Here is an 18,859-nt window from a genome sequence, read left to right as displayed (position 1 = left end):
ACCCCACTCCCTGTCCACGGAACCTCATTGGCAGCTTCGGCTTCCCTGCCGCTTACTGCGAATCCATCGCGGGTCAGCCACTGGTGCCGACCTCATCACGACGTTGCTCAGGCGGACGGCTGCGCCGCCAGACGCGCTTCGATGGCATCCATCAACAGACCGGCGATATCAGTGCCGCGCTGGGTATCGATCTCGCGTACGCAGGTCGGGCTGGTGACGTTGATCTCGGTGATGTAGTCGCCGATCACGTCCAGGCCGACGAACATCAGCCCCAATGATTTCACCACCGGCTTGACCTGCTCGATCAGCCAGTAATCGCGGTCGGTCAGCTCACGCGATTCGCCACGTCCGCCAGCCGCCAGGTTGCCGCGCGTCTCGCCGGCGCTGGGAATGCGCGCCAGGCCGAAGGGCACCGGTTCGCCATCCACCAGCAGAATGCGCGTATCGCCGGCACTGATTTCCGGCACATAACGCTGGGCCATGATCTGACGGGTGCCCCGCAGCGTCAGCTGCTCGATCACCGAGCCGAGATTGCGGCCATCTTCGGCGACGTGGAAGATGCCACTGCCCCCCATGCCATCCAGCGGCTTGAAGATCACGTTGCCATGCTCGGCGTGGAAGGCGCGCAGCACCTTGTCGTTGGCCGACACGGTGGTCGGCGGGATGCACTGCGGGAACTGCTGAGCGAAGAGCTTCTCGTTGCAGGTCTGCAGCGCGGCTGTCGGATTGACCACCAGCACGCCTTCCCGCTCGGCAAAGCCCAGCAGGTGAACGGCATTCAGGAAGTGTTCGTCGACGGGCGGATCCTTGCGCATCAGGATCACGTCAAGCTCGGCCAGCGGAGTCGCGACGACCTCGCCCAGCTGATAGAAGTTGTCCGGGTCGTGGTAGACCTCCAGATCACGCATCCGGCCCATGGCGCGACCATTCTCGAGATAGAGGTCTTCCTGCTCGAGATAATGCAGCGACCAGCCACGCTGGCTGGCGGCCCACAACATGGCCAGAGTGGTGTCCTTCTTGTAGGCGACGCTGGACATCGGGTCCATCACCACGCCGATCTTGAGCTTGCGAGCAGTCATTGAGGCAACCTTGTGACGACACTGCCAGCCCGGCACGCGGCCGGCAGCGGGGATAACGGAGACTCCCGTCGCGACATGACACCATGGCGCGGGAGCGATGGGACAAGTATGCAGCAGCGCCGTGCTGCTCACCACTGGCGAAACGCCCTTGCCGGCTCACGCTGTGTTGCCGGCAGATCAACAATTCCGCCCGGGTGCCCGATGATGGGAGATCAGCGCGGCAGGTCACCAAATCGCTGCTGCAGCAAGGTCAGCGCCACCACCGGCGCCGTCTCGGTGCGCAGGATACGCGGCCCCAGGCCGAGCACCTCACAACCGGCGGCGGCGGCTTCTGCCACCTCTTCCTGCGTGAAGCCGCCTTCCGGGCCGATCAGCAGGCTGGCGCGGGTCACACCGCCCTCGGCCTCGGCCACGTTCAGCGCCTCGGCACCGCCCGGCTGCAGAATCAGGCGCAGCGGCTCATCACGCTCGGCCAACCACTGCGTCATCGCCACCGGGGCATGCACGACCGGCACGACGCTTCTTCCGCACTGCTCGCAGGCGCTGGCCGCCACGCCCTGCCAGTGCGCCAGCTTCTTGTCGGCGCGCTCGCCCTTGAGCTTGACGTCGCCTCGCGCGGTATAGAGTGGCGTGATGGCAGCCACGCCCATCTCACAGGCCTTCTGGATGGCGTAATCCATGCGATCGCCCTTGGAGATCGCCTGCCCCAGATGCACCGCCAGCGGCGCCTCGCGGTCATTGGGCACCGCCTCGATCACCTGCACGCTGACGCCCTTGCGGGTCACCTCCTCCAGCAGCACGCGCACCTCCTGCCCACGGCCATCGAACAGCTGCGCCTCACTGCCGACCTTGGCACGCAGCACCAGCCCGAGGTGGCGTGCAGGCCCCTCGGGGAGCGCGAAGGACGCCCCGGCGCTGACATTGAGATCAAGATCGGGGCAGTGCAGACGGATGGCCATGGACGGGGTCTCGCGGACTAAGAAGCAGTGAAAGTGGGCCGCGATGAGTCGATGCAGCATCGCAGGCAAGGCGGCGGTCATTGTCGCCCAAAAACGCAGCGACGGGCCACTGGGGCCCGTCGCTGGTCGTACCTGTCATGTGGCCAATCAAGGCCGGCTCACTGATCAGTGGGCGGTCGCCTCGGCGGCGCCCTGGGCTTCACGCTGCTTGCGCTGCGCGTACATGGCCTCGAAGTTGACCGGAGCCAGCATCAGCGGAGGGAAGCTGCCACGGTTGACCAGATTGTCGATGGCTTCACGCGCATACGGGAACAGCACGTTCGGGCAGAAGGCGCCCAGGGTGTGGTCCAGCTGCTCGGCAGACAGGCCAGCGATACGGAACAGGCCAGCCTGCTCGACTTCCGCCAGGAAGGCAGTGGTCTTGTCTTCGCCATTGGTGACCTGAGCGGTGACCTTGATGGAGACTTCGAACAGCTCCTCACCGACCTGCTGGTGCTCGGTATCCAGCTCCAGCGCGACCTTCGGCTGGAACGGCTGGGAGAAGACCGCCGGAGAATTCGGGGCTTCGAAGGACACGTCCTTCACGTAGATGCGCTGCAGGGCAAACTGGAGCTGATCCTGAGCCTGTTCTGCGCCTGCTGCAGCCTGTGCGTTCTGTTCTTCAGCCATGAGACATATCCTTGAGGGTTCGGAGATTTATTCTTGGTTGCGAGCCGGCCTCCAGCAGACCCGCAAACTTGCCCAGCCAGCGGGGCAATGACAGCTGGCAGACGCGCGAGTCTGCGACTCAGCGAGTCACGACCGGCAGGCTGTCGGCTTCCCACTGGCCCATGCCGCCCTTGAGCTTGACGGCCTGCTTGAAGCCATCCTTCTCGAGGCGCGCCACCAGCGGTCCCGCCGTCTGGCCGTGCTTGCAGACGATGATCACCGGGCGTTCCTTGTACTTGGCCAGCGGAGTGGTCTCGCTGGTCAGCTGACTGCTGGGAACGTTGACGGCACCGGCGATATGACCGGCCTTGAATTCCTTGCTGTCGCGGATGTCGATGAAGACACCCTCTTCGCGATTGACCAGTCGCGTGGCCTCGCTGACGCTGACGCCGTGGTTGCCACGCATGGTTTCCATGACAATGAGGGCGACCAGCAGGGCGACGAAGGCGCCGACCAGCAAGGGATGATTCTGCGCGAACTGAAGCAGCTGTTCGATCATGAGACGGGCTAACTCCGCTGTGACGTGCATGCCGACGCGTACGCGGCAAAGGAAATAGACCGCTACCTGAGGTAACGGAGCCAGCATTATACATGACAGGCCCAAGCATGAATGCCGCTGCATGGCATCAAAAAGGCGTAGCCGGGCGATGCGCCGGCTGCTGTCAGCTCAGCCGGGCCGGGGCGATCCACCGATAGCGCAACCCAATCCCGGCGATACACTTGCGGCACTTGCACTCGGCACCTTACCACCCCTCTAATAGAGGGCAGAACGAGCAGGTAGTTTTATCACTACATGTCGTCTCCGCCGAGGGTTCTGTCTCGCGGATGCGCCACAGCATGGCCGCAGGACATGACAGCTGCATGATGCGTCACCCGTCGAGCATCGTCCTGTCATCCCGGCCCCTGCTCACCCCAGATCATTCGTCATCACAGCGAGGAAGTCATGGCAGCTCAAGCACAAGGTCCGCGTCCCGTCGCCCTAATCATCCTGGACGGCTACGGTCACAGCGAAGAGGAGAAGGACAACGCCATCCTCGCCGCCGACACGCCGGTGATGGACCGCCTGCGTCGTGAATATCCCAGCGAACTGATTCACACCGATGGTGGCTTCGTCGGCCTGCCGGACGGCCAGATGGGCAACTCCGAAGTCGGCCACATGAACCTCGGTGCCGGTCGCATCGTCTATCAGGACTTCACACGCATCACCAAGGCGGTGCGTGAGAATGCCCTCAAGGACAATGACATCCTGACCGCGCCCATCGATGCCGCCGTCAAGGCCGGACGTGCCGTGCACCTGATCGGCCTGCTGTCTCCGGGTGGCGTCCACTCCCACGAAGACCACACCCTGGCCATGGCCGACCTGGCTGCCGAGCGGGGCGCCAAGCGCATCTATATCCACGCCATCACCGATGGCCGTGACACCGCGCCCAAGAGCGCCGAGGCCTCCATCGCGCGTGCCGATGAGCACCTCGCGGGCCTGGGCCTGGAAGACGGCCGTGTCGCCACGCTGGTCGGTCGCTACTTCGCACTGGACCGCGACAACCGCTGGGACCGCGTCGAGCAGGCCTACCGCCTGATCGCCAACGGCGAAGCCGAGCATGAAGCCGCCACCGGCGTCGCCGGTCTGGCTGCCGCCTACGAGCGCGACGAGACCGACGAATTCGTCACCGCCACCCGCATCGGCGATTCCGTCGCCATGCAGGAAGGCGATGCGGCCATCTTCATGAACTTCCGCGCCGACCGTGCCCGCGAGCTGACCCGCGCCTTCGTCGAGCCGGACTTCGCAGGCTTCGAGCGCACGCCGCCCAAGCTGGCCCACGACGGCCTGGTGATGATGACCCAGTACGCCGCCGACATCCCGGCGCCGGCAGCCTTCCCGCCGTCCGAGCTGCACAACACCCTGGGCGAGGTCGTGTCCGACCGTGGCCTGACCCAGCTGCGCATCGCCGAGACCGAGAAGTACGCGCACGTCACCTTCTTCTTCTCCGGTGGCCGCGAAGAGGAATATCCCGGCGAGACGCGCATCCTCGTGCCCTCCCCGCAGGACGTGAAGACCTACGACGAGAAGCCGGAAATGAGCGCCGGCGAAGTCACCGACAAGCTGGTGGAAGCCATCGAGTCCGGCGGCTACGACCTCATCGTCTGCAACTACGCCAACGGCGACATGGTCGGCCACACCGGCAAGTTCGACGCCGCCGTCCAGGCCGTCGAGTTCCTCGACAAGTGCGTGGCACGCGTGGTCGAGGCGCTGGAGAAGGTCGGAGGCGAATGCCTGATCACCGCCGACCACGGCAACGCCGAGCAGATGGTGCACCCGGAAACCGGCAATCCACAGACCGCGCACACCACCTTCGAGGTGCCGCTGATCTACGTGACGCAGCGCGATGCCAAGCTGGCCGCCGACGGGCGTCTGTGCGATCTCGCCCCGACCCTGCTGACCATGATGGGCCAGTCGGTGCCGGAAGAGATGGATGGCAAGGTGCTGGTCGATTATGCCGAGGCCTGATAGCAGGCTGCATGGCGCACCCTTCGGTGCGTCGTGCCTCTCGCCCAGCCCGAGCAAGCCGCTCGGGCTGGGCGACCGCCCCCGAATCTTCAAGCGCCGGAGCCGAGTCTCCGGCGTTGTGCTGTCTGCCTGGCTGCTGAGTCTCGCCCCGCTGGCACTCGGCCCCGTGGTGGCGACCACCGCGCAGGCCGCTGACGACACCGCCACCCTGACCCAGAAGAAGCAGGCCTCCCAGGAAGACCTCAAGCGCCTCAAGCGCGAGATCCAGGCGATGCAGGGCGAGCTCAAGGCCACGGCAGCGCGGCGCAGCGACACCCGCAACGGGCTGGAGAAGATCGAGCGCCAGCTCAACGCCACGCGCCAGCAGACCGGCAAGCTCGAGGATGAGCGTGACGACATCAAGCAGCAGCTGGTGGCACTGACGCGCAAACGTGAAGCCCTCAGTCAGCAGCAGACAGCCCAGAAGGCGGCGGTCGCCGAAGAGATGGCCGCCCTCTATCGCCTCGGTCGTCAGCCTGAACTGAAATTGCTGCTCAATCAGGATGATCCCGCACGTCTTGAGCGCCTGCAGGTCTATCTGAACCACCTGAGCGAATCACGGCGTGCGGCGCTGGAGCGCCTGGCCGAGCTGAACCAGTCACTGGCCGACACCCGCGCACAACTGCTGGCCCGCCAGACACGCCTGGATGACGTGCAGGCAGGACTCAAGCGGCAGGCCAGTCAGCTGATCGCGCAACAGAATGAACGCGCCGCCCTGCTGCGCAAGCTGGATGCGCGCTATGCCAGCCATGAGGCGAAGATCGCCGAACTGGACCAGGACCGCGCACATGCCAATCAGCTGATCCAGACCCTCGAGAAGCGCCTCAAGTCGATCAAGAGCGCGCCGCCACCCAAGACCCGCATCACGCGTGCGATGGGCAAGATGGATTGGCCGGCGCCGGGCAAGGTGATCTCCGCCTATGGGCGTGGCGAGGGCGTCAACCGTGATGGCGTGTTGATTCGTGCGACGCAGGGCACCGCCGTCACGGCGCCGCACGCCGGTCGCGTGGTCTTCGCGGACTGGATGCGCGGCTATGGCAACCTGCTGATACTCGATCACGGTGACAACGTGCTGACGCTCTACGCCCACCTGGCAAGCTTCAGCGCAGGCCCGGGCGACAGCCTGTCACGCGGCCAGCAGCTGGGTAGTGTCGGCAGCAGCGGCGGGCGTGATGGCCCGGCGCTCTATTTCGAAGTGCGCCGCAGCGGTCAGCCGACAGACCCGAGTCGCTGGCTCGCGCGCCGCTGAAGTGCCTGGCAGCGGCACCTCGCGCATGGTCTGATTGTCAGTCAGCGCTGAACGCCACCGCTAGCCAGCGGGCTAGTCGCCAGGCACTCGCGCGGGATATGCTCGCAGTAGCCTGTGACTGCGAGCATGCTGGGCGGTGTCCCCCCCGGCCATGCCTCGACATCCGGCCCCGGCGCTCAGCGCATTTCGGTACCAGTCGAGTCAGTATCCGTCGAGAAGGAAATCGCATGTCTGCAATGTCGCCGTTCCGTCCTGCCCCGCGCCGCCTGCGTCAGCTGGCGGTCAGCGTGCCGCTGAGCCTTGCCCTGCTGGGCGGCGGACTGCCGGCCAGTGCAGAAGATGTCATCTCGCCATCCGACAGCGCTCAGGATGCCCGTCAGGGCACGGACCTGCCGCTGGATGAGCTGCGCACCTTCGCCGAGGTCTTCGAGCGCATCAAGCGCACCTACGTCGATCAGGTCGATGACCGCACGCTGCTCAAGAATGCCATGCGCGGCATGCTCGAAGGGCTGGACCCGCACTCCGCCTACCTGGATCAGGAAGACTGGCAGGACCTGCGCGAGAATACCGATGGCGAGTTTGGCGGCATCGGTATCGAGGTCGGCACTGGCGACGATGGCCAGCTGACCGTCATCGCCCCCATCGACGACACCCCGGCGGCGCGCGCGGGCCTGCAGCCGCGAGACGTCATCCTCAAGATCGACAATACGCCGCTGGACGGCCTGTCGATATCGGAGTCGGTCAAGTTGATGCGCGGTGAGGCAGGCTCTCGCATTCGGTTGCTGATTCTGTCCGAGGGCGCCGACATGCCGCGCGAAGTGGTGCTGGAGCGGGCCATCATCAAGAGCAGCAGCGTCAGTCAGCGCCTGCTGGACCCGGGCTATGGTTATCTGCGCATCAGCCAGTTCCAGAGCGCGACCGGTGACGAGGCCCACACGGCGCTTTCCAGACTGCGGGAAGACAACGATGGCGAGCCGCTCAAGGGGCTGGTGCTGGATCTGCGCAACAACCCCGGCGGGCTTCTCTCGGCCGCCGTCGAGATCAGCGACCTGTTCCTGTCCAGTGGCCGCATCGTCTACACCGAAGGCCGCCTGCCCGACAGCGAGCTGTCCTTCTCGGCCAAGCCCGATACCCCGGCGGGCGACACCCCGCTGGTGGTGCTGATCAATGGCGGCACGGCCTCGGCAGCGGAAATCGTGTCCGGCGCGCTGCAGGATCAACACCGCGCCATCATCATGGGCACCGACAGCTTCGGCAAGGGCTCGGTCCAGACGGTGATGCCGCTGGGCAATGGCGATGGACTCAAGCTGACCACCGCGCTCTACTTCACGCCCAGCGGCCGTTCGATCCAGGCCGAGGGCATTCGCCCGGATGTCGAGGTCGTGCGAGGCCGTCTCGAGCGCGACACGCGGCGTGACTTCAGCGTGCGCGAGGCTGACCTCGACGGGCGCCTCGACAATGCCAACGCCGCCAGCGAGTCCGCCAGCAGCAAGGCGCCCGACAGCCCGGTGGTGGCGGAAAGCGACTACCAGCTGGGTGAGGCGCTCAATCTGCTCAAGGGCATGAACGTGCTGGGGCGCAGCGCGGCACTCAAGGCCACCGTGCCCACAAGCGACGAGTAAGCATCACGCCATGATCTGCCGATCATCAGGCCACAACGACAAGGCCCCGCCATCTGGCGGGGCCTTGTCGTTGTATACCCAAGCTTACTGAAGGCATGTGTGGCAGCGGTCGGCCAATCCTGCACCCAAGCAATGATAGTTGGCGCTCACATACCCGACGGCACAGACACTACATCATCTTCACTCTTGTTACGGCTTGCAGCTGGCGGGCAACTCGCCCCGCTGCCCCATCGCCTGACGCATCAGGATACGCTTCAGCTCGCCCTGGCCGTCGACGAAACCAAGCCCGAAGTTGCGCAGCAGCCGCACGCCCGGCTGACGGCTGCCGAACAACAGCCGGAAGCCATCCATCATCTTGAGCATCATGGCATTGTCGCTGCGACGCCGGCGGCGATAGCGCGCCAGCCAGCGCTCGTCGCCAAGCGCCACCCCGCGGCGATGTCCTGCCAGCAGCTCGTCTGCCAACACCGCCACATCCATCAAGCCCAGATTGACGCCCTGCCCTGCCAGCGGGTGAATGGCATGCGCAGCATCCCCCACCAGCGCCAGCCCCGGCAGCACATAGTCTTCGGCGTGGCGCTGATGCAGCGGGAAACTGAAGCGCTCACTCGCCCATTCGATGGCGCCGAGCTGACCTTCAAAGGCGTCTTCCAGCTCGCCGCAGAATGCCGTCGGTGACAGGGCCAGCAGACGCTCGGCCTCTTCTGGCGTAGTCGACCACACGATGGAGCAATGCCGTTCTGCGGCCGAGGCTCCCTCAGCCGGCTGAGCCAGGGCGTCATTGACGGCCAGCGGCAGGAAGGCCAGCGGCCCGGTCGGCAGGAAGCGCTGACGCGCGACGGCCTGATGCGCGAGTTCGGTGCGCACCGTGGCCACCAGCGCGACCTGGCCGGTGTCGTGCTCCCGCGTGGCGATCCCGGCCAGCTCGCGCAGCCGTGAACGCGCACCATCCGCCGCGACCACCAGCGCCGCGGTGACTGTCCGGCCATCGGTCAGCGTCAGGCTGGTCGCTTCCGCCGCATCGAGTTGGTAAGCATTCACTACTGATGTAGCCCCCGAGCGTGGCAGTGCCATGCCTGCCACACGCGCCCCGAAGCAGCGCGTGATCTCTGGGCAGGCATCGATGGCCTGCTCCAGCGCGGCGAGCGTGACCCGGTTCTCGACGATATGCCCCAGCAACGGCACGCCACTGTCCTCGGCGCTGAACTGGATCTCGCCATTGCCCTCCGCGTCCCACACCTGCATGCCGGTATAGGGCATCAGGCGACTGGCGGCGATCGTCGACCACACACCCAGACCGCTCAACAGCTGCTGAGAGACCGGCGTCAATGCACTCACCCGTGGCTCGGGGGCGCTATCTGGCTGCCAGCGGGTCGCGGACTCACGCCCCTCGACCAGCATGACCCGCAGCCCCGCCTGCCCCAGCAGCAGTGCCAGGGTGGCACCGACGATACCGGCACCGACGATGGCGACATCGGCGTCATGAGCGCTACCTGCTGATCGACCGTCCTTCATGCCTGCTCCCTGTCTCGAAGTTCTGTCTCATGCCCTGATCTCGAAGCCCCGTCTCGTGGCTCGATATCAAGGCTCTGTCAGTGAGGCCCTATCAGTGAGGCCCTGTCAGTGACGCCCTGCCTGCGAGGCTCTGCCCACGAGCCAAGTCAGTGAGTGCCCACCAATCTCAGCGCTCAAGGCCCATCGAGCGTTTGGCCAACAAGCGCTTGAGCGGCGAGACCAAATTGAGCCCGATCAGGCCCGCTGCTCGTGCATGCCCCAGCCAGCGACTCTCGACCCCGAACAGGCGGATCAGGCCATCGCTGAACAGCACCACATTGTCGCGATCCGCGCCGCGCCGCTCCTCGAAGTCACTCAGCACGCTGGTGGCCCCCGGCGACTCGCCACGCGCCAGGCCCGCCTCGATGGCCGCGACCAGGTCAGTCACGCCGCGCAGCGCCAGATTGAAGCCCTGCCCTGCCACCGGGTGCAGGGCGTGGGCGGCATTGCCGAGCACCGCAAGGCCGGGACGCGTGCCTTCGCTGGCACGCACCAACGACAGCGGATAGGCGTGGCGTTGCCCGACGCGGCGAAAGCGCCCGGCGCGTTCACCGAAGGCGCGCTGCAGCGCCTGCAGGAAGTCGCTGTCGGGCAGCGTCATCAGGCTTTCCGTGTCAGCGGGGGAGCGCGTCCACACCAGCTCCATGCGCTTGCCGGCCAGCGGCAGCAGCGCCATCGGGCCTTCACTGGTGAAGCGCTCGTAGGCGACTCCCTGGTGAGGCTGGCTCATCTCCACCGTGGCGATCAAGGCATGCTGCTCATAGTCCTGCGCCGCACTGTGGATGCCGAGACGCTCCTTGAGTCCGGAGCGACCGCCATCCGCCAGCACGGTCAGCTCAGCCTCGATCAGACGGCCATCCTCGAGCGTGAGGCGATGGCCTTGCGCCGTGACGGCGATTTCTGCCACGCGCGCCGGGCAATACCAGGCCAGCGGCAGCTCGGCCAGCTGACGATGCAGCACCTGGCCCATCCAGGCATTGGGGATCACGTGGCCGAGCGCGGCCACCTCGAGCTCGGAGGCCCGCATGCGTGTCGCGCCCAGGTGGCCGCGCTCACTGACATGGATGGTGCGAATCGGCGTGGCGTGCTCGCACATCGCCTCCCAGACCCCGAAGGCGGTGAACCGCTGGCGTGAGCCCGCCGCGATGGCGCTGGCACGTGCATCGAAACTGGGCTGGAAGCGCTGGGCGTCTGCCGTCGCCGCGGGTAACTCATTGGCCTCGATCACGGCGACACGCAACGCTGCGGCCTCACGGCCCTTCTCGTCGGCCACACGCGCCATCAGCGGTGCCAGCGCACAGGCCAGGCTGGCGCCCACCAGGCCGCCGCCGATGATCACGATGTCGAAGTGTTCGGCATCACGCCCGCTCAAGGCTTCAGGCTCGCTCATGGCGTCAGGCCTCCGCGCGCATCAGCGCCTCGATGGCCTCGACGGACTTGGGCACGCCATGACTCAACACCTCGTGGCCCGCGGCAGTCACCGCGACGTCGTCCTCGATGCGAATGCCGATCCCGCGATACTCAAGGGGAATGTCGCCGTCCTGCGGAATGTAGAGGCCCGGCTCGATGGTCAGCACCATGCCCGGCACCAGCGGACGCGGCTCACCCGCTTCGCGATAGCTGCCCACGTCGTGCACATCCAGCCCCAGCCAGTGCGAGGTGGAGTGCAGATAGAAGCGACGGTAGGCATCGCTGCTGATCAATTCCTCGACCTCACCCTGCAACAGGCCCAGCTCGACCAGCCCCGTGGTCAGGTCATGCACCACCTGTTGGTGAATGCCCACCAACGTTGCACCCGGCACCACGGCGGCCACCGCGCGCTCCTGCGCCTTGAGCACGATCTCGTACAGACGGCGCTGCGGCTCACTGAAGCGGCCATTGACCGGGAAGGTACGCGTGATGTCGCCGGCATACAGGGCATACTCGGCGCCAGCATCGATCAACACCAGCTGACCATCCTCCAGCGGCGCGCGATTCTCGATGTAGTGCAGCACACAGGCATTCACACCCGCCCCGACGATGCTGGTGTAGGCCGGAGCCGGCGCCCCCTGCCACTGGAATTCATGCTCGATCTCGGCCTGCAGATGATACTCGTGCAGGCCGGGACGGCTGATCTGCATCGCACGCACATGCGCGCGCGCGGAAATCTCGGCGGCGTGACGCATCAGTGCCAGTTCACGCTCATCCTTGATCAGGCGCTGCTCATGCAGCAGCGGCGCGAGATCCTCGAAGGCGGCCGGCGGCCGTGCTCCGCGACGCACCGCGGCGGCCAGCTCATCGCGCAGCGCTTGAGCCAGCGCCAGGGCTTCATCATCCTCGAACAGCACATAGAGACGCTCGCGGCCATCCAGCAGGCTGGCCATCACTTCATCACGGGCCTCATTGGTGAAGGCCTGATCGAAGCCTGCCGTGGCGACGGCACCCTCGGCACCGATGCGGATGCCGGTCCAGGCTTCGGCCAGCGGGTCCTTCTCCTGACAGAACAGCACGCTCTCCCCTTCGGCGCGCCCGGGCAGCAACAGCAAGGCGGCCTCGGGTTCCGGCCAGCCGGTCAGATAGTGGAAGTCGCTGTTCTGACGGAAGCTGTATTCACTGTCGCGGTTGCGCTGGGCCAGGCCCGACGAGACCACCAATGCGGCAGCCCCCTGCGGCAGCTGCGCGATCAGGCGCTGGCGGCGTGCACGAAAATCCTCTGCCGTCAGGGCAGCAGGTGCGGGCAGGATGGCTGGTGCAGTCATGGCAATCTCCGTCGAGAACCCGCCGGGCATGGCGCGTTCGAGTGACAAACAGGCGTGATGCTGTAGATGGGGCCACCCGCCCTCTTGTACCAGCCTTGCGTCAGACGCGGCGCAAGCGGTGGGTGACCATCGATTCAGTGGCTAGCGACTGAGCAGATACTGGTGCTACAGATACTGACTCAGTGGGTATCGGTACGTGAGCTGACGCCGAGGCTGCCCTCGAGACCGCCTTCCGGCAGCTGGTCATCGCTGGGCTTCTCGACGTCCGGGTTGCCCGGGTGCTGCTCGGTGTAAAGCAGCAAGGCCGCCATGCGCACATGGTCAGCCAACGCGAACAGATCGGCCTCGTCCTCGGCATTGTCGTCGTCGAGGTCTTCGGCATTGGCGAGGCCGCTCGAGATGGCTTCGACATCGCTCAGCGCATCCTTGAGCGCCTGGCTCCAGCCACTGCGGACATCGTCATCGGCACCGGCCAGCTCTTCCTGGAAGCCCAGCGTCCATTCGCGCAGGCTCTGACCACGTTCGGCCAGCGAGAACATGTCATCCGGCAGCAGCGGCTCGAAGCTCATCTCGCTGGCGGCCAGACGCTCCTGATTGCGCGTGCGCCAGGTGAGGAAGACTTCACCGGCCTCACGGGTGGCCGGCTGCTCGACCCCCAGCGAGGCGCAGACGCGCGCCAGCCAATCCTCTGCACTGATGTCATCCAGCGCCAGTGCGGCTACCAGCTGACCATCGAGGAAGGAGGGATTGTTGAGGCTGCCGTGAGCCAGGAAGTGGTCTGCGACGAGCGAGAAGTCGAAGGTATCGTTGATGATCGCCATGATGCGGCCCCATTGAGTCAGTGAGAAGTGGTTCTGTAGCGGGAGAATGGCATCTGAAGGATGTGCTGCAGCACAAGGCAGCCGCGCCGCGCGGCGCGTTGACCCTCCAGAAGCGGCTCTCTATAGTGGCTCGAGAATGCCCCCATCTTACCGCACTGGCCCTCCTTCTGGCTTGCCGTCCTGACTGCGACGGTGACGCACTGACAGCAGGACGTCGGCATCAATCTGGATGACGCCGGACAAGGCCCGAGAGGATCTACATGAGCGATTCCGCCACCCCACGCAATACCACCGAGATCAGCCTGCTCGGCCGCAGCTATACCGTCAGCTGTCAGCCCGGCGAGGAAGATGGCCTGACCCGTGCGGCGGCTTATCTGGATCTCGCCATGCAAGGCATCCAGCAGCGCGGCAACACCATCAGCGCCGACAAGGTCGCCCTGATGGCAGCGCTCAATATCTCGCATGAGTTGATCAACAGCCGTGACAGCGAGCGCGCCCTGCAGCGCGACTTCGAGACTCGCCTCACCGCGCTGGACCGTCAACTGGATGCCGCGCTCAGTCAGCTGCCAGCCGACTATGCCGATCAGGCGAAGGCGCGCGCTGCTGAGCGTAAAAACGCTTCAGAATCAAACAACTGATACATTCAGGCAACAGATTGTTCCCGACAGGATTAGCCCTTGGGCAGGCAGGCGGGGTTTGGTAGACTGAATGAGTTCTCTGGGGTGTACGACAGTTGCCGATGTCCCTCGAGCTTATAAGCTATTCCCAGGGAGTCCACTGCGCAGTGCTGTGTGCATGTCCGTGCGTCGGAACGCCTGATGCGCTGCGCGGGACTACCCACCTTGAACCGCTGGGTTCAAGGGCCCCCGGTAACACCGGCACCTTGGAGAACCCTGTCTGACGGAGATTGTCAGGCATGCGCAAGCCCCCCGCGGTCTATGCCGCACCCGCGAGCCCACGCTCGCCACTCCCTTCTGCAGCACTCGATACCACGCTCTGGGCACTGCCCAGCGAGCTCGATCACCCTCAGGCCGACCGCCGTGCGCTTCGCCGTCTGCTGCGCCAACGCCGCCGTCAGCTACCACCTGCCATTCGCCTGCAAGCCGAAGATGCGCTCCTGCGTCAGCTGAAACGGCTGCCGGAACTGTTGCGCGCCCGCCACGTCGCCCTGTATCTGCCCTACGATGGCGAGATCGATGCCACGCGCCTGTGTGATTGGCTGCAGCGACGAGGGGCGAAGGTCTATCTGCCGGTACTGCGTCCGTTCGCGGCCAATTCGCTATGGTTCGTGCGCTACGACGATCAGACACCCTTGGTCAGCAATCGCTTCGGCATCGCCGAACCGGACACCCGTCACGGTGCTTCCAGGGCACGGCGCCTGCCTGCCTGGGCGCTGGATGTCGTCTTGATGCCGCTGGTCGGCTTCGATGGGCGCGGGGCGCGCATCGGCATGGGCGGCGGCTTCTATGATCGCAGCTTCGCCTTTACCCGCCGTCCCGGCCCACGGCCGCTGTTGATCGGTCTCGCCCACCACTGTCAGAAGGTCCCCGCCCTGCCGGTACAGCCCTGGGATGTCCCGCTGGACGCCATCGTCAGTGATCGCGAAGTCGTGCGCCCTGTCCGCCCTGAATGAGGCGCTGGGCTTTATGACGAGATCGATGGCACGACCGCGAAACGACCACAACACGACGGAGCACGAGGGTGAAAGCAGGCAGAAAGGGGCTATCGGTGAGAAGGCGAAGCAGCAACGCAGTGAAGCCAGCCGGGGGCAAGCTTAAGGGGAGTCGGGGAACTGGAAAGCTGGGAGAAGAAACGCTGGAAAGCCTGGCAGGAGGATCATGGCATGGGCGCGTGGCGCCAGAGAGACTGACGCCAGCAGCACCGCTACCGCCGGTGAGGGCAGCAGCGCAGGATTCAGGAACCCATTACGGTCTGGGCGTAGCCGGTTGCCACTACACCAATCCCGAAGATGAATACCAGGGCCATGACCAGATCGGGCTTACGTTTCATGAGAGCGGGCTTCTTCTTATATCGTCAGTGGCTTTCGCGTGACGGTTGTCGATGACTGTCTTCCTGACAGTGACCAGATGATAGGCATCTGACTTCTGTATGACAATCACCATGCAATCGTTTGAATGGACGCTTTTCCACGCAGCTTTTGATGTCTGGTCACCCCAGCCGCCGACAAGAGCTTCATCCAGAAACACCGTTCTTTTTCGCGCTTGGCATGAAATGTGGAATTTCCTGCGGCATGCCCGCCGGATACGCATGAAAAAGCCCCGACCTTCCACGCGAAGGCCGGGGCTTTTCTATCCACGAATATGACCAATGAAGCATGATGAGCTGCGCCTCAGCTCGCCGCCTTCAACGCCAATGACTCATATAGCCATCATCGCCCCACCGCTTGTCTCGCTCAGGACAGAAACAGGCGATAGGCGGGATTGTCGCTCTCTTTCCAGAAGCGATAGCCGATCTCATTGAAATATTCCTCGACCCGCGCGCGGTCGCCATTGGGGATCTGCATGCCGATCAACACCCGGCCATGCGACGCGCCGTGGTTACGGTAGTGGAACAGCGAGATATTCCAGTCCGCCGGCAGGTGGGTGAGGAAATTCATCAGGGCGCCGGGACGCTCCGGAAACTCGAAACGATAGACCTCTTCCTCGAGATCGCTGGTCGTGCGCCCACCGACCAGATGACGCGTGTGCAGCTTGGCCAGTTCGTTGTCGGTCAGGTCTTCCACCGCATAGCCCGCCTCACGCAGCTTCTCGACCACAGCGGCGCGGTCTTCACCGCCCGGCTTGACCTGCACGCCGACGAAGACATGCGCTTCCTCCGGGTTGGCATAGCGATAGTTGAACTCGGTGACCATGCGCTTGCCGATCACCTTGCAGAACTGCTTGTAGGCCCCCGGGCGCTCCGGCAGCGTCACGGCCAGAATCGCCTCACGCTGCTCGCCCAGCTCGGTGCGCTCGGCAATGTGCTGCAGGCGATCGAAGTTGGTGTTGGCGCCGGAGTTGATGCACACCAGCGTCTCCCCTTCCGCGCCTGACTGCTGGACGTATTTCTTGAGGCCCGCCAGTGACAGTGCGCCACTGGTTTCGGAGACGGCACGCGTATCCTCGAAGATATCCTTGACCGCCGCACACATCTCATCGGTATTGACGGTGATGACCTCATCGACGGTGTGCTGGATGAGCTCGAACGGTGCCGCGCCGATCTGCGCGACCGCCACGCCCTCGGCGAACACGCCGACCTGGTCCAGCACCACGCGTTCGCCGGCTTCCATGGCCGCCTTGAGGCAGGCGGCATCTTCCGCCTCGACCCCGATGACGCGGATTTCGGGGCGCAGGTACTTCACGTAGGCCGCGACACCGGCGATCAGACCACCACCCCCGACCGGCACGAAGATCGCATCGATCTTGCCGGGGTGCTGACGCAGGATTTCCATGCCGACGGTGCCCTGGCCGGCAATGACATCCGGGTCGTCATAGGGCGGGATGAAGGTATAGCCGTGCTCGTCCATCAGGGTACGCGCGTGGGCCAGTGCCTCGGGGAAGGCGTCGCCCTTGAGAATCACCCGCGCGCCGCGCTCGCGCACGGCCTGCACCTTGATTTCCGGCGTAATGCGCGGCATCACGATCACTGCCTTGACGCCCATCAGCTTGGCCGCCATCGCCAGGCCCTGCGCATGATTGCCGGCCGAGGCCGCAATCACGCCACACGCCTTCTGTTCATCCGTCAGCTGGGCCATCTTGTTGTAGGCGCCGCGAATCTTGAAGGAATAGACAGGCTGCAGGTCTTCACGCTTGATGAAGATGTGATTGCCGAAACGACGCGACAACAAGGGTGCCGGCGAGAGCGGAGTTTCATGGGCGGCTTCGTAGACACGAGCCGACAGGATTTTCTTGACGTAATGTTCGAGCATTATAGGAATGTCCTGATGTGTCACAGCGCGGGCCGCATGAGCGCGACCGAACCCCCATTGTTATCAGACCGCTGGCGAGAGCGTCCAGCGCCATCGCCGGGTTTGCCGTTATAATGTGGCGTTTTCCGGCGTTGCGCTTCACGTCAAGCCGTTTTCCAGTGCCTGCCGGCGGTAAACTGCTGGCCACGCGGGGAAGACCGCGCCAATGCCCACTTTCACCACCGCCCCACCGACCCGAGGTATCACATGACCCAGGATGAGCTGAAGCAGGCCGTGGCCCGCGCCGCCCTTGACGAGATTCGCCCACTGCTGAGCCGCGACACCATCATCGGCGTCGGCACCGGCTCGACGGCCAATCTGTTCATCGATGCGCTGGCGGAAGTGCGTCACGACTTCGCCGGTGCCGTCGCCAGCTCCGAAGCCACTGCCGAGCGCCTCAAGGGCCATGGCATCGACGTCTTCGAACTCAACCATGTCGGCACCGTGCCGGTCTACGTGGATGGTGCCGACGAGATCGACCCGCGTCTGGCGATGATCAAGGGCGGCGGCGCCGCGCTGACCCGCGAGAAGATCGTCGCGGCCTGCGCCGAGCGCTTCGTGTGCATCGCCGATGGCTCCAAGCAGGTGGATATTCTCGGTGGCTTCCCGCTGCCGGTGGAAGTCATCCCGATGGCGCGCTCCTATGTCGCGCGTGAGCTGGTCAAGCTGGGCGCAGACCCGGTCTACCGCGATGGCGTGCTGACCGACAACGGCAACCGCATCCTCGATTGCTACAACTTCCTGATCGAGGACCCGATCGCCATGGAAGCGCGCATCAACGCCATCGTCGGTGTCGTTACCAACGGTCTGTTCGCGGCACGCGGTGCCGATGTGCTGCTGGTGGGACGCGAAAGTGGCGTCGAACGCATCACTGCCTGAGGAGCTGGCATGACGACGAATCTGCGCCCACGACTGCGCCTGGCGACCGCACTGCTGCTGGCAGCCAGCGCAAGTCCGCTGGCGCTGGCCGATAGCCTGCCGATCAGCCAGCCAGTCACCGTGACGCTCGACAGTGGCGTCAAGATCCTGCTCAAGCCGGACCACAGCTGGGAATATCAGCTGGATGAGGTGCAGGCCGCTTCCCCCCCGGCCACACGACCGTCCGTGGAAACTGGCGCTGGCAACGCGCTGGTGCCGACCTCGACGGCCGTGCCGGTGACGGCGGCGGTCGCTCCGGCTGGCGACTCGGCCTCACCATCAGCCAGCGCCAGCAACATAGCGCCTGACAGCGCGTCACGCCTCAACAGCAGCGCGCTGGCCAATCCGCGGCTGTTGAGTGAAGGCCACCGCGATGGTCTGGTCGCGCGTCTGTCCTCGGTGAGCGAAGAGGATGACGAGGCGCTTCTGCAGTTCAGCCTCGACAACACGGCCGGCCAGAGTGTCATCGGCGTGCAGGCCAGACTGCGCCTGTATGCCGATGATGGCCATCTGCTCGCGACGCGTGAGGTGCCGCTGTGGGTCGGTGAATATCGCCTGCCCCAGACCTACCTGCGCCCCGGCCAGACACGCGATAGCCGCGAGGTACGCGTCTCGCTGCCGGAGGGCGAGTGGTCACGCCAGCTGGTGCGCGTGGAAGTCACCGAGGTGGTGTTCCGCTGATCACCGGATGCCGGATGC

General features: G+C 65.0%; 16 protein-coding genes and 1 other RNA gene. 8 read left to right on the top strand and 9 right to left on the bottom strand.

Going from position 1 to position 18,859, the window contains the following annotated elements; translation table 11 throughout:
- Positions 1 to 107: 107 nt before the first annotated feature.
- The 4 genes from gshB to MSG32_RS14070 all read right to left on the bottom strand — a co-directional run bounded on the left by gshB (position 108) and on the right by MSG32_RS14070 (position 3,245).
- Positions 108 to 1,079 carry a glutathione synthase gene (gene gshB / locus MSG32_RS14085; RefSeq protein WP_248380328.1) on the bottom strand — a complete coding sequence of 324 codons (972 nt, stop codon included), beginning with the start codon at positions 1,077 to 1,079 and terminating at the stop codon, positions 108 to 110.
- A gap of 212 nt (positions 1,080 to 1,291) precedes the next feature.
- Positions 1,292 to 2,038 carry a 16S rRNA (uracil(1498)-N(3))-methyltransferase gene (locus MSG32_RS14080; RefSeq protein WP_084589228.1) on the bottom strand — a complete coding sequence of 249 codons (747 nt, stop codon included), beginning with the start codon at positions 2,036 to 2,038 and terminating at the stop codon, positions 1,292 to 1,294.
- A gap of 165 nt (positions 2,039 to 2,203) precedes the next feature.
- A complete protein-coding gene (gene secB / locus MSG32_RS14075) occupies positions 2,204 to 2,707 on the bottom strand; it encodes a protein-export chaperone SecB (RefSeq protein WP_043331620.1) in 504 nt (167 codons plus the stop codon).
- Between the two features lie 118 nt (positions 2,708 to 2,825).
- Entirely contained in the window at positions 2,826 to 3,245 is a 420-nt protein-coding gene (locus MSG32_RS14070) for a rhodanese-like domain-containing protein (protein WP_043331622.1), read from the bottom strand.
- A gap of 444 nt (positions 3,246 to 3,689) precedes the next feature.
- Between MSG32_RS14070 and gpmI the strand changes: the two genes are divergently transcribed.
- The 3 genes from gpmI to MSG32_RS14055 all read left to right on the top strand — a co-directional run bounded on the left by gpmI (position 3,690) and on the right by MSG32_RS14055 (position 8,162).
- Positions 3,690 to 5,252 carry a 2,3-bisphosphoglycerate-independent phosphoglycerate mutase gene (gpmI, locus tag MSG32_RS14065; RefSeq protein ID WP_043331623.1) on the top strand — a complete coding sequence of 521 codons (1,563 nt, stop codon included), beginning with the start codon at positions 3,690 to 3,692 and terminating at the stop codon, positions 5,250 to 5,252.
- Positions 5,253 to 5,370: 118 nt separating this feature from the next.
- Complete coding sequence (locus MSG32_RS14060; protein ID WP_248380326.1) at positions 5,371 to 6,540, top strand: peptidoglycan DD-metalloendopeptidase family protein; 1,170 nt, start codon at positions 5,371 to 5,373, stop codon at positions 6,538 to 6,540.
- Between the two features lie 227 nt (positions 6,541 to 6,767).
- Positions 6,768 to 8,162 (top strand): S41 family peptidase, encoded by a 1,395-nt coding sequence (locus tag MSG32_RS14055; protein WP_282460376.1) that lies wholly within the window; start codon positions 6,768 to 6,770, stop codon positions 8,160 to 8,162.
- 189 nt (positions 8,163 to 8,351) lie between these two features.
- Here the strand turns inward: MSG32_RS14055 and MSG32_RS14050 are convergent, their stop codons facing one another.
- The 4 genes from MSG32_RS14050 to MSG32_RS14035 all read right to left on the bottom strand — a co-directional run bounded on the left by MSG32_RS14050 (position 8,352) and on the right by MSG32_RS14035 (position 13,275).
- Complete coding sequence (locus MSG32_RS14050; RefSeq protein ID WP_248380324.1) at positions 8,352 to 9,677, bottom strand: UbiH/UbiF/VisC/COQ6 family ubiquinone biosynthesis hydroxylase; 1,326 nt, start codon at positions 9,675 to 9,677, stop codon at positions 8,352 to 8,354.
- A 166-nt stretch (positions 9,678 to 9,843) separates the two neighbouring features.
- Complete coding sequence (gene ubiH / locus MSG32_RS14045; protein WP_248380322.1) at positions 9,844 to 11,106, bottom strand: 2-octaprenyl-6-methoxyphenyl hydroxylase; 1,263 nt, start codon at positions 11,104 to 11,106, stop codon at positions 9,844 to 9,846.
- 4 nt (positions 11,107 to 11,110) lie between these two features.
- A complete protein-coding gene (gene pepP, locus MSG32_RS14040) occupies positions 11,111 to 12,454 on the bottom strand; it encodes a Xaa-Pro aminopeptidase (protein ID WP_248380320.1) in 1,344 nt (447 codons plus the stop codon).
- 179 nt (positions 12,455 to 12,633) lie between these two features.
- Complete coding sequence (locus MSG32_RS14035; protein ID WP_064503223.1) at positions 12,634 to 13,275, bottom strand: UPF0149 family protein; 642 nt, start codon at positions 13,273 to 13,275, stop codon at positions 12,634 to 12,636.
- A 260-nt stretch (positions 13,276 to 13,535) separates the two neighbouring features.
- Between MSG32_RS14035 and MSG32_RS14030 the strand changes: the two genes are divergently transcribed.
- The 3 genes from MSG32_RS14030 (at position 13,536) to MSG32_RS14020 (ending at position 14,908) form a co-directional block, all read left to right on the top strand.
- Positions 13,536 to 13,913, top strand: a complete 378-nt coding sequence (locus tag MSG32_RS14030; RefSeq protein WP_064503224.1) for a cell division protein ZapA — start codon at positions 13,536 to 13,538, stop codon at positions 13,911 to 13,913.
- 73 nt (positions 13,914 to 13,986) lie between these two features.
- A non-coding RNA gene (gene ssrS, locus MSG32_RS14025) (6S RNA) lies at positions 13,987 to 14,169 on the top strand.
- Between the two features lie 22 nt (positions 14,170 to 14,191).
- The gene (locus MSG32_RS14020) at positions 14,192 to 14,908 is read left to right on the top strand and encodes a 5-formyltetrahydrofolate cyclo-ligase (protein WP_248380318.1); all 717 of its coding nucleotides are present in this window, start codon (positions 14,192 to 14,194) and stop codon (positions 14,906 to 14,908) included.
- Between the two features lie 780 nt (positions 14,909 to 15,688).
- Here the strand turns inward: MSG32_RS14020 and ilvA are convergent.
- Complete coding sequence (gene ilvA / locus MSG32_RS14015) at positions 15,689 to 17,212, bottom strand: threonine ammonia-lyase, biosynthetic (RefSeq protein ID WP_263643043.1); 1,524 nt, start codon at positions 17,210 to 17,212, stop codon at positions 15,689 to 15,691.
- A gap of 237 nt (positions 17,213 to 17,449) precedes the next feature.
- Between ilvA and rpiA the strand changes: the two genes are divergently transcribed.
- Both rpiA and MSG32_RS14005 read left to right on the top strand, forming a co-directional pair.
- Positions 17,450 to 18,121: a ribose-5-phosphate isomerase RpiA gene (gene rpiA / locus MSG32_RS14010; protein WP_054556388.1), complete on the top strand. Its 672-nt coding sequence runs from the start codon at positions 17,450 to 17,452 to the stop codon at positions 18,119 to 18,121.
- A 9-nt stretch (positions 18,122 to 18,130) separates the two neighbouring features.
- On the top strand, positions 18,131 to 18,841 hold the full coding sequence (locus MSG32_RS14005; RefSeq protein ID WP_248380316.1) for a DUF3157 family protein: 711 nt from the start codon (positions 18,131 to 18,133) through the stop codon (positions 18,839 to 18,841).
- Positions 18,842 to 18,859: the final 18 nt, after the last annotated feature.

The sequence above is a fragment of the Cobetia sp. 1CM21F genome (assembly GCF_023161745.1).
GTDB classification, from domain to species: Bacteria; Pseudomonadota; Gammaproteobacteria; order Pseudomonadales; family Halomonadaceae; genus Cobetia; species Cobetia amphilecti.
The sequence above is the reverse complement of the archived record's forward strand: the minus strand, read 5'-3'. Positions and strand labels throughout refer to the sequence as shown.

Excerpts from the sequence above, each read along its gene's own strand:
- gshB (WP_248380328.1), bottom strand. The coding sequence starts at position 1,079 with ATGACTGCTCGCAAGCTCAAGATCGGCGTGGTGATGGACCCGATGTCC.
- MSG32_RS14080 (WP_084589228.1), bottom strand. The coding sequence starts at position 2,038 with ATGGCCATCCGTCTGCACTGCCCCGATCTTGATCTCAATGTCAGCGCC.
- secB (WP_043331620.1), bottom strand. The coding sequence starts at position 2,707 with ATGGCTGAAGAACAGAACGCACAGGCTGCAGCAGGCGCAGAACAGGCT.
- MSG32_RS14070 (WP_043331622.1), bottom strand. The coding sequence starts at position 3,245 with ATGATCGAACAGCTGCTTCAGTTCGCGCAGAATCATCCCTTGCTGGTC.
- gpmI (WP_043331623.1), top strand. The coding sequence starts at position 3,690 with ATGGCAGCTCAAGCACAAGGTCCGCGTCCCGTCGCCCTAATCATCCTG.
- MSG32_RS14055 (WP_282460376.1), top strand. The coding sequence starts at position 6,768 with ATGTCTGCAATGTCGCCGTTCCGTCCTGCCCCGCGCCGCCTGCGTCAG.
- MSG32_RS14050 (WP_248380324.1), bottom strand. The coding sequence starts at position 9,677 with ATGAAGGACGGTCGATCAGCAGGTAGCGCTCATGACGCCGATGTCGCC.
- ubiH (WP_248380322.1), bottom strand. The coding sequence starts at position 11,106 with ATGAGCGAGCCTGAAGCCTTGAGCGGGCGTGATGCCGAACACTTCGAC.
- pepP (WP_248380320.1), bottom strand. The coding sequence starts at position 12,454 with ATGACTGCACCAGCCATCCTGCCCGCACCTGCTGCCCTGACGGCAGAG.
- MSG32_RS14035 (WP_064503223.1), bottom strand. The coding sequence starts at position 13,275 with ATGGCGATCATCAACGATACCTTCGACTTCTCGCTCGTCGCAGACCAC.
- MSG32_RS14030 (WP_064503224.1), top strand. The coding sequence starts at position 13,536 with ATGAGCGATTCCGCCACCCCACGCAATACCACCGAGATCAGCCTGCTC.
- MSG32_RS14020 (WP_248380318.1), top strand. The coding sequence starts at position 14,192 with ATGCGCAAGCCCCCCGCGGTCTATGCCGCACCCGCGAGCCCACGCTCG.
- rpiA (WP_054556388.1), top strand. The coding sequence starts at position 17,450 with ATGACCCAGGATGAGCTGAAGCAGGCCGTGGCCCGCGCCGCCCTTGAC.
- MSG32_RS14005 (WP_248380316.1), top strand. The coding sequence starts at position 18,131 with ATGACGACGAATCTGCGCCCACGACTGCGCCTGGCGACCGCACTGCTG.